At 61.7% G+C, this 12,117-nt stretch carries 8 protein-coding genes, 1 tRNA gene and 2 pseudogenes; 6 read left to right on the plus strand and 5 right to left on the minus strand.

Translation table 11 applies throughout. The features are described 5' to 3' along the window. The first annotated feature begins 243 nt into the window (after positions 1–243). Positions 244–1,557: an MFS transporter gene (locus tag AC27VU_RS22855; protein WP_488724986.1), complete on the plus strand. Its 1,314-nt coding sequence runs from the start codon at positions 244–246 to the stop codon at positions 1,555–1,557. Between the two features lie 6 nt (positions 1,558–1,563). Here AC27VU_RS22855 and AC27VU_RS22860 read toward each other — a convergent pair whose 3' ends face one another. Then, positions 1,564–2,934, minus strand: coding sequence for a GntT/GntP/DsdX family permease (locus AC27VU_RS22860; protein ID WP_258676019.1), 1,371 nt, complete (start codon positions 2,932–2,934; stop codon positions 1,564–1,566). A gap of 330 nt (positions 2,935–3,264) precedes the next feature. Here AC27VU_RS22860 and AC27VU_RS22865 point away from each other — a divergent pair. The 4 genes and pseudogenes from AC27VU_RS22865 to AC27VU_RS22880 form a co-directional block, all read left to right on the plus strand. Continuing rightward, positions 3,265–3,951: pseudogene (locus AC27VU_RS22865) on the plus strand (PAS domain-containing protein); the annotation flags it as partial. Between the two features lie 102 nt (positions 3,952–4,053). Then, positions 4,054–4,491 (plus strand): annotated as a pseudogene (locus tag AC27VU_RS22870) (methyl-accepting chemotaxis protein); the annotation flags it as partial. Between the two features lie 173 nt (positions 4,492–4,664). Beyond that, positions 4,665–5,264 (plus strand): flavin reductase family protein, encoded by a 600-nt coding sequence (locus tag AC27VU_RS22875; RefSeq protein WP_003228185.1) that lies wholly within the window; start codon positions 4,665–4,667, stop codon positions 5,262–5,264. A 75-nt stretch (positions 5,265–5,339) separates the two neighbouring features. Beyond that, entirely contained in the window at positions 5,340–5,972 is a 633-nt protein-coding gene (locus AC27VU_RS22880; RefSeq protein WP_003228184.1) for a LysE family translocator, read from the plus strand. Between the two features lie 81 nt (positions 5,973–6,053). On the opposite strand, the gene ggt is transcribed toward AC27VU_RS22880, so the two are convergent. Beyond that, positions 6,054–7,886 carry a gamma-glutamyltransferase gene (gene ggt / locus AC27VU_RS22885; RefSeq protein WP_488725003.1) on the minus strand — a complete coding sequence of 611 codons (1,833 nt, stop codon included), beginning with the start codon at positions 7,884–7,886 and terminating at the stop codon, positions 6,054–6,056. A gap of 265 nt (positions 7,887–8,151) precedes the next feature. Between ggt and AC27VU_RS22890 the strand changes: the two genes are divergently transcribed. Then, the gene (locus tag AC27VU_RS22890) at positions 8,152–9,264 is read left to right on the plus strand and encodes a DUF2817 domain-containing protein (RefSeq protein ID WP_488724987.1); all 1,113 of its coding nucleotides are present in this window, start codon (positions 8,152–8,154) and stop codon (positions 9,262–9,264) included. 105 nt (positions 9,265–9,369) lie between these two features. Here AC27VU_RS22890 and AC27VU_RS22895 read toward each other — a convergent pair. The 3 genes from AC27VU_RS22895 to AC27VU_RS22905 form a co-directional block, all read right to left on the minus strand. Beyond that, positions 9,370–9,446: transfer RNA gene (locus AC27VU_RS22895), tRNA-Met, on the minus strand. Between the two features lie 86 nt (positions 9,447–9,532). Further along, complete coding sequence (locus AC27VU_RS22900) at positions 9,533–10,987, minus strand: amidase (protein ID WP_488724988.1); 1,455 nt, start codon at positions 10,985–10,987, stop codon at positions 9,533–9,535. 61 nt (positions 10,988–11,048) lie between these two features. Next, complete coding sequence (locus AC27VU_RS22905; protein WP_488724989.1) at positions 11,049–12,095, minus strand: ABC transporter substrate-binding protein; 1,047 nt, start codon at positions 12,093–12,095, stop codon at positions 11,049–11,051. Between the last annotated feature and the right edge of the window lie 22 nt (positions 12,096–12,117).

The raw sequence follows: 12,117 nt of genomic DNA on the forward strand, positions 1-12,117 counted from the left end.
TTTATCGGAGAGGGGGTTCCACAAAAACCCCCCCCTTCCCCCCCCCCCCCCCCCCCCCCCCCCCCCCCGCTCCCACAGGTTTTCACTGGACTGTGGCTGCAGACAAGCCTCAACAGTAAATCAACCGCCGCCATTTTGTGAGCAGGTTTTGCCCATCCGGGACTATGGTCTAACGGGTTGTCCCCAGGCGGATTTGCGTAGACCATGGGCGCCTTGGTTTTTTGCCTGCCAGAGTTCTTTGCCATGACTGCCCAATCCACAGCGCGACCGGCGCCGTTCAGCCGTTCCGACTACAAGACCCTCGGCCTTGCGGCTCTCGGCGGGGCGCTGGAGATCTACGATTTCATCATTTTCGTGTTCTTCGCCCTGACCCTCAGCCAATTGTTCTTCCCGCCGGAAATGCCCGAGTGGCTGCGTCTGCTGCAAAGCTTCGGGATCTTCGTCACCGGTTATCTGGCGCGCCCGCTGGGCGGAATTCTGATGGCGCATTTCGCCGATCGCCTGGGCCGGAAAAAGGTTTTCAGTCTGAGCATCCTGATGATGGCGCTGCCGTGCCTGCTGATCGGGATCATGCCGACTTATGCCCAGATCGGCTATTTCGCGCCGCTGCTGTTGCTGGCGCTGCGCATCCTGCAAGGCGCGGCGGTCGGCGGCGAAGTCCCGAGCGCCTGGGTGTTCGTCGCCGAGCACGCGCCTGCCGGGCATCGCGGTTACGCGCTGGGCTTTTTGCAGGCCGGGCTGACCTTCGGTTACTTGATCGGCGCGCTGACCGCGACGTTCCTCGCGCAGGTGTTCACCCCGGCAGAAATCCTCGATTACGCCTGGCGTTATCCGTTCCTGCTCGGTGGTGTGTTCGGCGTGATCGGCGTGTACCTGCGCCGCTGGTTGAGCGAAACCCCGGTGTTCGTGGCCATGGAAGCCCAGCGTGAAGCACGGGTCGAACTGCCGCTGCGCACGGTGCTGCGCGAGCATCGTCTGGCGATGTTGCCGGCGATGCTGCTGACCTGTGTGCTGACGTCGGCGGTGGTGGTGTTCGTGGTCATCACCCCGACCATGATGCAAAAAACCTTCGGCATGAGCGCCAGCCACACCTTTGCCCTGAGCGCGTTGGGCATTGTCTTTCTCAACATCGGTTGTGTGATTGCCGGGTTGCTGGTCGATCGCATCGGTGCCTGGCGCACGGTCATGCTGTATAGCCTGCTGCTGCCATTGGGCGTTGGCGTGCTTTACAGCTGTTTGATCACGGGCGGCAACTGGGTGGGCCTGGCATACGCCATCGCCGGTCTGGCCTGTGGTGTGGTCGGCGCGGTGCCGTCGGTGATGGTCGGATTGTTTCCGGCGCGGATTCGCGTGTCGGGCATCTCCTTCACCTACAACATTGCCTACGCCGCGTGGGCGAGCATCACCCCGCTGTTGCTGATCGGTCTGATGCCGTGGAGCCCATGGATCTGCGTGATGTTCTGTGCGGTGATGGGCGCGGTCGGCATTGTCAGCGCAGTGTATTTCGGTTCGCGCATGAGCGCTGTCGGACGCCAATCCGTGGCGCCCTGTTCCTGACGAGTGTCAGGTCAGCCAGTGCCACCACAGCAAAGTCCCGGCCAGCCCGACCACCGAGACAATGGTTTGCAGAATCGACCAGACCCAGATCGTCTGTTTGAGCTGCAAGCCAAAGTACTCGCGAACCATCCAGAAGCCGGCATCGTTCACGTGGCAGAAGAACACTGAGCCGGCGCCAATCGCCAGCGCCACCAACGAGCTTTGCGTCGCGGCGAGTCCGGCCATCATCGGCGCCAGGATCCCCGCCGTCGTGGTCGTGGCGACGGTCGCCGAGCCGGTGGCCTGACGCAGTGCCACGGCAATCAGCCAGGCCAGCAGCAGGTAGGGCATATGCGCACCTTCGGCGACTTTACTGATGGTCTGGCTGACGCCGGCGTCCAGCAAGGTCTGCTTCAAGCCGCCGCCGGCACCAATCGTCAGCAGCAACACGGCAATCGGCGCCAGGCTTTTGCGCAGCGTGCCGCCGACTTGCTCGCGCGGCATGCCGTTGGCCCAACCGAGGCAGATCACCGCCGCCATCACCGCAATGCCCAGCGCCACCAACGGTTCGCCGAGGAACTTCAGGGTCAGGGCGACGCTGCTTTCGGGGGGCATCGCGACTTTCGCCAGGGTGCTGCCGAGCATCAGCAGCACTGGCAACAGAATGATCAGCAGCGACATGCCGAAACTCGGCTGGCGCGGCGCTTTCGGTGGGGCGCTGAACAGTGCGCCGAGCTCTGCCGGTTCATCGACGTGCATGCGTTTCGACAGCCAGTTGCCGTAGATCGGCCCCGCTAGAATCACCGCCGGAATCGCGATGCTGAAGCCCAGCAACATGGTCAGCCCAAGGTCCGCATGCAACGCGCTGACCGCGATCAGCGGCCCGGGGTGCGGCGGCATCAAGGCATGCAGGGTGGTCATCCCGGCCAGGGCCGGAATCGCGATTTTCAACAGTGGCTGACCCGAACGACGGGCCATGACAAAGATGATCGGTACCATCATCACCAGGCCCACTTCGAAGAACAGCGGCAGGCCGATCACCATCGCCACCAGCGCCATGACCCACGGCAGGGACTTGCCTTTACCCAGGCCGAGCAAGGTTGAAGCGATGCGGTCGGCCGCGCCGGACTCGGCCATCAGCGCGCCGAGCATCGAGCCCAGGGCAATGATGATCCCGGCCTCACCGAGGATCGCCCCGGCGCCTTTGCTGAACGCCTTGGCCACGTCTTCCGGGGGCAAACCGGCGCCGACACCGGCAATAAAAGTGCCGATCAGGATCGAGAGAAAGGGCGGAAGTTTGGTGGCGCTGATCAACACGATAATTGTGGCAATCGCCAACAGGCAGCAGAGAATCAGACGGGTGTCGTGAACCATCCAGGCAGCGGTCGATAAATCCAAAACGGGACTCCTTATCGGGCAGTTACCGGCAACATGTTGTTGCAATTTGCCCTGAGAATACCTGAAGTGGCCGGTCCAGAGCGGTGGCTTTTGTAACGGCTCAGTGAGGGCGATGAATAGGAGCAAAAGCCCGACGGGATTATTTTTGACTGACCGGTCTCAATCGCTCTTCAGAAAACTTTTCCAAGGCCGATGGTTAGGCTGCATCCCGCTTTCTACCCTGCCTATCGGTACTTTCCCATGTTCAACAAACGCCTCAAGCAAGAGCTGGCCACTCTTCGTGAAGAACTCTCCAGCCTGCTGCAGGTGAAGGAAAGCCTGGAAAGCGAGATGCTGGTGCTGACCCTGGAGGCCGATGGGCGGATCCAGTCGGTCAACCAGAACTTCCTCACCGAGATGCTCTACAAGAGCCAGGACCTGGTGGGGCGTGCCATTGAAGACATCGTCCCGGCGCATGTGAAGTCCGACGAATTCCATCATCGCTTCAAGGCCGCACTGACGCGGGGCGAGCATTTCGCCGGGGCCGTGCGCCTCTCGCGCGGTAATGGCGAAGAGGCGTGGCTGCGCTCCATCGTGCAACCGGTGCGTTCCTCGGACGGGCGGATCAAGCATTTCTCGATCTTTTCCAGTGACCTGACCCGCACCATCGAAGCCTCTCGCGAACACGAAAACCTGATCGGTGCGTTGGTGCGTTCGACGGCGGTGATCGAGTTCGACCTCAATGGCAACGTGTTGAATGCCAACGAGCGCTTTCTGCATGGCATGGGTTACAGCCTGGCGCAGATCAAAGGCAAACATCACCGGATGTTCTGCACACCCGAGGAGTACAACAGCGCCGAGTACCAGAATTTCTGGCGTCGCCTGAACAACGGTGAGTTTGTCGCCGAGCGCTTCAAGCGGGTCGACAGCCATGGTCGTACGGTGTGGCTGGAGGCGTCCTACAACCCGGTGGTCGATGCCAACAATAAACTGTACAAAGTGGTGAAATTCGCCACGGTGATCACCGATCAGGTCAACCGCGAACAAGCGGTTGCCGACGCGGCTAGCATTGCCTACAGCACTTCGCAGCAAACCGACAACACCGCGCAACGGGGCACCACGGTGGTCACCGAGGCGGTGAATGTGATGCGCGATCTGTCGCGCCACATGCAGGCGGCCGGTGAGGGCATCGAGGCGCTGAACGAGCAGTCGCAGGTGATCGGCACCATCGTCAAAACCATCAGCGGCATTGCCGAGCAGACCAACCTGCTGGCGCTCAACGCTGCCATTGAGGCGGCTCGCGCTGGTGAACAGGGCCGAGGCTTTGCGGTGGTGGCCGACGAAGTACGGCAACTGGCCTCGCGAACCAGCCAGGCGACCGAAGAAATCGTCACCGTGGTGCGGCAGAACCAGGAGATGGCGCGCAATGCTGTGGCGCTGATGACCGATGGCAAGCTGCAGGCCGAGCAAGGCCTGGCGCTGGCGGCGGAAGCGGGCACGGTGATTGTCGAGATTCAGGACGGCGCGCAGAAAGTGGTGGATGCGGTCGGTCAGTTTGCCAATCAACTCTCTAACTAATCTCAATTGATCCCATGTGGGAGCGAGCTTGCTCGCGAATGCGGTGTGTCATTCAACATCGATGTAGCTGACCTATCGCCTTCGCGAGCAAGCTCGCTCCCACAGGTTTTTCATCCGCCTTCTTTCTGTAGTCTGGCGCTACAATCTGTTCCTTTTCCCCGGAGCAGATCCCCATGAGTGCTTCCCACCGCCGCCCGGTTCCCTTGAACAAAGCCTATCGTCTGCTCAATCACGGGCCGACCGTGCTGGTCAGCGCCGCCCATGACGGCCAGCGCAACATCATGGCCGCCGCCTGGGCGATGCCGCTGGATTTCGAACCGCCGAAAGTCGCCGTCGTCCTCGACAAGTCCACCTGGACGCGCCAGTTGCTCGAAGCGTCCGGCACGTTTGTGCTCAACGTGCCGTGCGTCAATCAGGCAGACATCGTGCAAACCGTCGGCAATACCTCGGGTCTGGAGATCCAGCAGAATCAGGGGCAGGACAAGTTTCAGGCTTATGGCCTGCAAACCTTCGCCGGTGAAACCGTCGAGGCGCCTCTGCTTGAAGGCTGCGTGGCCTGGCTCGAATGCCGCTTGCTGCCGGAACCGCGCAACCACGAGCAGTACGACCTGTTCCTCGCCGAAGTCATCGCCGCCCAGGCCGATGAGCGGGTGTTCAGCGACGGGCGCTGGCATTTCGACGGGCATGATGGCTTGCGCACGCTGCACCACGTGGCCGGCGGGCATTTCCTGACGATTGGCGATGCGGTGGACGGTAAAACCCTGGCGCTGTGACCTGCATCTGATGGAAAACGCGCGCCGGATGTAGCAAGGTGTGGGGCATTGTCGAACCAATCAGGCGCTCGCCCCATGGACCTTTCGCTTTCCAGCTATCTCGCCCCGTTGCTATCGCTGGCGCTGTTGTGGACGGTCGCGGTGGTCACCCCCGGCCCGAACTTCTTCAACATCGCCCAACTGGCGGTCAGCCGTTCCCGACGCCATGGCGTGGTCGCGGCGCTGGGCGTCGCCACCGGCACCGTGTTGTGGGGCCTGGCCGGCGGTTTGGGGATTCAGACCTTGTTCAGCGCGGCGCCAACCCTGTACCTGAGCTTCAAGATCGCCGGTGGCTGCTACCTGATCTACCTCGGCCTCAAGCAGTTCAAACGCAAAGCGCCGATTGCCGCCGGTACGCTGGATGAGTCGCAACAGACCCTGCTGGGCGCCTACGGGCGGGGCTTTCTGGGCAACATGACCAACCCCAAGTCGGCACTGTTCGTCGCCACCATCTTCGCCACCGCAATGCCGGCCCACGTCCCGCCGCTACTGCTGACACTGGCTGTGCTGACCATGGCCACGCTGTCGTTCAGTTGGTATTGCAGCGTTGCGTTGTTCTTCGCCAGCCGCCGGATCGCGAGTGTTTACGAGCGTTCACGGCAATGGCTGGATCGCTTGGCCGGTGGTTGTTATCTGCTGTTTGGGGCGCATCTGGTGGCTAATCGCTGAGCCGGGTGATATTGCGCGTTAAACCCGTTGCATGAAAAAAGGCTTACCTCGCGGTAAGCCTTTTCTTGTTTCTGCGTAACCTCAATCCCCCAACGCTTCCCCTTCACGCCGCGGATCGGCACCACCGGCCAACGACGCTTTACCCTGCGCATCCTTGACCCTAACGATCGCCTGGGTGCCGCTGGTCATGTCGATTTCATTCACCGCATGGCCCTTGTCTTTCAACGCCTGAATCAGCGCCGGGCTGAACTGGCCTTGTTCCAGTTCGGTCGGGCCGTTGCGGCTGCCGAAGTTGGGCAGGCTGATGGCGCTTTGCGGGTCGAGGTTCCAGTCGAGCAGGCCGACGGTGGTCTTGGCCACGTATTCGATGATCTGCGAACCGCCCGGCGAGCCGACGCTGGCGAGGAATTCGCCGCTGTTGCGGTCGAAGATCAGCGTCGGCGCCATCGACGAGCGAGGGCGTTTGCCGGGTTCGACGCGGTTGGCGACTTTCTGCCCGTGCTCTTCGGGGATGAACGAGAAATCGGTCATCTGGTTGTTCAGCAAAAAGCCCTGCACCATCAGATGCGAGCCGAACGCCGCTTCGATGGTGGTGGTCATCGACACCGCGCCACCGAGGTCATCCACGGCGACGACTTGCGAGGTGGAAATGCGCAGTGGCGAGCGATCCGGCGCGTAGGCCACTTGCACGCCCGGCGGGGTGCCCGGTTGGGCGCTGCCCATGCTGCGTTCGCCGATCAGGCTGGCGCGGCTGGCCAGATAACCCGGGTCGACCAGACCTTTGACCGGCACCGGAACGAAATCGGTGTCGGCGACGTATTGCGCACGGTCGGCGTAGGCCAGGCGTTCGGCTTCGGCGATCAGGTGCACCGCTTGGGGATCGGGTTCGATACCGGCCGGTTTGTTGGTTTTCACGGGTTTGAGTGGCGTCAGTGACAGGCGCGGGTCGCGGCTTTCCAGTGCCTGCAAGGTGCCGAGAATCTGCGCCACGGCGATCCCGCCCGATGACGGCGGCGGCATGCCGCAGACCTGCCAGCGCTTGTAGTCGGTGCACAGCGGTGCGCGTTCCTTCGCCTGATAGCGCTGAAGATCATTCAGCGACAGGCTGCCGGGGTTGGCATGGCCCTGCACCTTGGCGACGATCTCCTCGGCAATCGGACCTTTGTACAGCGCGTCCGGGCCTTCGTTGGCGATGCGCTTGAGCACGGCGGCCAATGCCGGATTCTGCAGACGGGTGCCGATGGCTTTGACGCTGCCGTCGCGGTTGAGGAAGTAGGCGGCCATGTCCGGTGATTTACGGATCACCGGGTCGGATTCCAGCAGCGAATGCAGGCGCGGCGAAATCGCGAAACCCTGCTCGGCGAGTTTGATCGCCGGCTCAAACAGCGTGGCCCACGGCAGGCGACCGTGTTGCTTGTGTGCCATTTCCAGCGCACGCAGCACGCCCGGAGTGCCCACCGACCGACCGCCGATCTGCGCCTGCGGGAATGGCATCGGTTTGCCGTCGGCCTGCAGGAACAGCTTCTCGGTGGCACCGGCGGGGGCAGTTTCGCGCCCATCATAAGTGCGCACCTGTTTGCCGTCCCACAACACGATCATCGCACCGCCACCGATCCCGGAGGATTGCGGCTCGACCAGGGTCAGCACCGCTTGCATGGCAATCGCCGCATCAATCGCCGAACCACCCTTGCGCAGCATCTCGCGACCGGCCTCGGCGGCCAGCGGATTGGCGGCAGCGGCCATGTGTTGACTGGCGTGGCGAGTCTGCAGATCGGTGCGGTAGCCGGAAGCAGCTTCCGGCGCCAGCGGCAAGGTCGAGGAGGGCGGGGCGTTGCACGCGGTGAGGGTCAGGGCGCTGATGATCAGCGTCAGGGCAGGCAGGCGAAAGCGGCTCAGGGGCAGGGCTGGAAACACGTGGGGCTCTCCGTCCATGGGGTGAAAGGTCTGACGGACTTTATCGACCGGTCGGTCGCGACGCAAACCGGTGGGCATTTTTGTCTTTCTTTTCGGGGCGGATGTTCGCTAGGGTCAATCCCAAATTCATCGAACTGAAACAAAACCCCTGTGGGAGCGAGCTTGCTCGCGAATGCGGCGTGTCAGGCAACCAAAATGTTGAATGCACAATCGCCTTCGCGAGCAAGCTCGCTCCCACAAATACAAAACCAACAAGAGGCGACGCATGCACAGCGAGTTCCCCACCGAATCCAGCTACCGCGATCAACGTGAACGGTTTCTTGCCGCCGCCAACGCCGCTGGCGCCACGCTCACTTCGTATGCGCACCCGCGTTGCGGCCCCTTTGGCGAACCGCTGAGCACCGATGTCGCGGTGCTCGGAGACCCGCAAGCCAAGCGCCGGCTGGTCGCACTCAGCGGCACCCATGGGGTCGAGGGCTATTACGGTTCGGAATGTCAGATTGACTGGCTGCAGGCTTTCGTTCCCGGCTCGCTGCCCAAGGATGTCGCAGTGGTGATGATCCACCTGATCAACCCATGGGGCACCGCGTGGCTGCGCCGGGTCAACGAAGACAACATCGACCTCAACCGCAATCACCTGGATTTCACCGCCCCGTTGCCGGACAACCGCGCCTACGCCACGCTGCACGAGATCTACGCCTGCACCGAGTTGCACGGCCCCGAGCGTCAGCGCGCCGACGCTTTGCTCGACGCACAGATTGCCGAACACGGCTGGCCGGCGGTGATGTCGATAGTCGAGGGCGGTCAGCACAGTCACCCCGATGGTCTGTTCTACGGCGGCCGCGCGCCGAGCTGGTCGAATCGCACGCTGCACCAGATCATCGACGCGCATCTGGCGGATGCGGAAACCGTGATGTGTTTCGACCTGCACACCGGCGCCGGCGAATACGGCCATCCAATGTTGCTGACCATCACCGAAGCGCCTTACCCGGCACTGACCCAGGCGCAAACGATCTACGGCCCGTGGCTGTACACCTTGCACACCGGTGCCGAAACGCTGAGCGAAACCGGTGTCGCAGCGACGGCTACCGGCTACACCTCACAGGCATTGCTCGATGCGTTGCCGGGCGTGCAGCTGATGCCGTTCGTGATCGAGTGCGGAACGTATCCGGGGCCGCAGGTGCATCGTTACTTGCGTGATGACCATTGGCTGCATCTGCATGGCGATCCGCTGGATGCGACGGGGCGGGCGATCAAGTTGAAACTGCTGGAGCAGTTCTATCCGGCTGATCCGGACTGGCGGGCGATGGTCGGGTTGCGCACTCGGCAGATCTGGGCGAGGGGGTTGATGGCCTTGTCGGCAGAGCAGCCTGAATAGGTCAGGTTTGGCATTGTGGTGAGGAGATAAATTCCCTCACCACAGATGATGTTTTTTCGAGGCATAAAAAAACGGCCTACCTTTCGGTAAGCCGTTTTTAGTACTTGGTGGCTACACAGGGACTTGAACCCCGGACCCCAGCATTATGAATGCTATGCTCTAACCAACTGAGCTATGTAGCCAAGTGGCGCGCATTATTCCCCTGAAATGGAAAAGCGTCAAGCGTAAATTTAAAAATTTTTTCTACGCTTTCAACCGTTTATCAAAATCACTGGCTCAGCAGCGGCGAAGGGCAGCGCTGGAACCAGCGGCTGACCTGTTCATACGCGTACGCCAATTGCAGGACAGCGAAGTCGGCCTGGTGCTTGCCGATGATTTGCAGGCCCATCGGTAAACCATTTGAATTGAATCCCGCCTGAACGTTGGCGACCGGGCAACCCGACAGCGTGCCGGGGATGACCACCTCCATCCAGCGGTGATACGTGTCCATGCTCACGCCTTCGATAGCGGTCGGCCATGGCTGCGTCTTGTCGAACGGGAAGACCTGCGCGCTCGGCAGCAGCAGGTAATCGCAGCGTTCGAACAACCGGGAAATCGCCCGATACCAGTCGCTGCGCACCACGGATGCGGCGAACACTTCGCCGGCCGAAAGCTTCAGACCGTTTTCCACTTCCCAACAGGCTTCCGGTTTCAACTGCGCGCGTTTCTGCGGATCGGCGTAGGCCGCGCCCAACGACCCCGCGACCATCCAGTGCCGCAACGTCCGCCAACTGCTCCACAACCGCTCAGGCGCGAAATCAGGCTCAACCGACTCAACGTGGCAACCGATGCTTTCAAAGTCGGCAAAGGTTTTCTCGCACAGCGACAGAACGCCATTCTCCATCGGCAGATAACCGTTGAAGTCGCCCAGCCAACCCACCCGCGTGCCTTTGAAATCACGCTCCAGCGGCGCCGCAAACGCCTCACCGGATTCAGCAATGGACAGCGGCGCCCGTGCATCGCCCCCGGCCTGCACCGACAACAGTAACGCTGCATCCTTCACACTGCGCGCCATCGGCCCTTCGTACCCCAACTGATCGAAGAACAGATCAGCACTGTCATCAAACGGCACACGCCCCTGCGACGGACGAAAACCAAAGATGTTGTTGAACGCCGCCGGATTACGCAGCGACCCCATCATGTCGCTGCCATCGGCCACCGGCACCAGGTGCATCGCCAGTGCGGCTGCCGCGCCGCCGCTACTGCCTCCAGCGGTTTTGCTCGGATCAAAAGCACAGCCAGTGGCACCAAACAACGGGTTATAGCTCTGCGAACCGAGGCCGAATTCCGGGGTGTTGGTCTTGCCGATGATGATCGCGCCGGCCGCTTTGATCCGCTCGACCATGATGCCGTCGCGCTCGGGGATAAAGTCCTTGAACAGAGGCGAACCCAGCGTGGTGCGGATTCCCTGGGTCAGCGACAGATCCTTGATCGCGTGGGGCAGGCCGTGCATCCAGCCACGGTATTCACCGCGCGCCAGTTCGGCATCGCGCGCATCGGCCTGAGCCAGCAGAACATCGGGCGCCTGCAGGCTGATCAGCGCATTGACCATCGGATTGAAGCGTTCGATATGGGCAAGATAAGTCTGCATCACTTCGCGGCAGGACACCTGGCGCAGGCGGATGCGGTCGGCGAGGGCGTGGGCCTGCAGCAGGACCAGTTCGCTGATGTTATTGGAATTCATGACAACGGCGCCTTTCAGACGGCTGGAGAAACGCCCCGGCCGCATGCCGGGGCGGCTGGAATCAACGCATCAGGTTGGTCCAGAGACGGTCGGCGAGGCGGATCGCGCCTTCACCGCAGGTCTTGCTGAACACCACGTTGGTACCCTCGGGAATGTGCAATTCCGGCGCATCCTTGAGCGCCGCATCGAGGAACGGTTCGACACCTTTGATCGGGCTCTGGTGCTTGAGGAAGTTCTGCGTCATCGCCGAGTTCTCCGGCTGGCTGAGGAACGCGATGAACGCCTTGGCATTCGCCGGATTCTTGCTGCCGGTGGGGATGACCATGTTGTCGACCCAGGCCAGCACGCCTTCTTTCGGGTAGAGGTATTTCAGGCTCGGTTTCATCTCGCGGGCGCGCATCGACGAGCCTCCCCAGAACATCGACATGTCGATTTCACCCGAGGCAAGGTTTTCGCGGATCGAACCGGCCTTGGAGCTGTAGGTCTTCACGAACGGCTTCTGCGCCTTGAGCAGCGTGAGGATCTGCTGCATCTGTTTCGGGTCTTCGCTGCACAGCGGAATGTTCAGGTACAGGCTGGCCATGTCGACCATGTCGCTGACCGAATCGAACATGTTGATCCGCCCCTGCAACTCGGCTGGCGGCTCGTACAAAACCTTGTAGCTGTCGACCGGCCCTTGGTAGCGCGCACTGTCGAGGACCACGCTGGTGGTGCCCCAGATGAACGGCACCGAATACGCGCCTTCAGGGTCCCAGCTCGGTTTTTTCAGGTTATCCACAACGCTGGCGTAGTACGGTTCCTTGACCGGATCGAAACGCTCGAGCAGGTTTTCCTTGATCAGAATCGGGATGAACTGGTGCGACGGAATCGCCACGTCATAGCCCGCGCCGCCCTGTTTCAGCTTGGCCAGCAGGGTCTCGTTGGAGTCGTAGGAATCGACCGTGACTTCGATGCCCGTCTGCTTCTGGAACTTGGCGAGAATCTCCGGCGAGAAGTACCCGCTCCAGCTCACCACGTTGAGTTTTTCCGCGGCCTGAACGCTGCCGGCCATGACCAGCGGCACAGTCAGGAACAACCCGGTGCCGACGCTTTTCATCCACTTGCTCATGTTATTTCCCCACGGTTCGTAG

The sequence above is a fragment of the Pseudomonas sp. 14P5.3.2 genome (assembly GCF_057799175.1).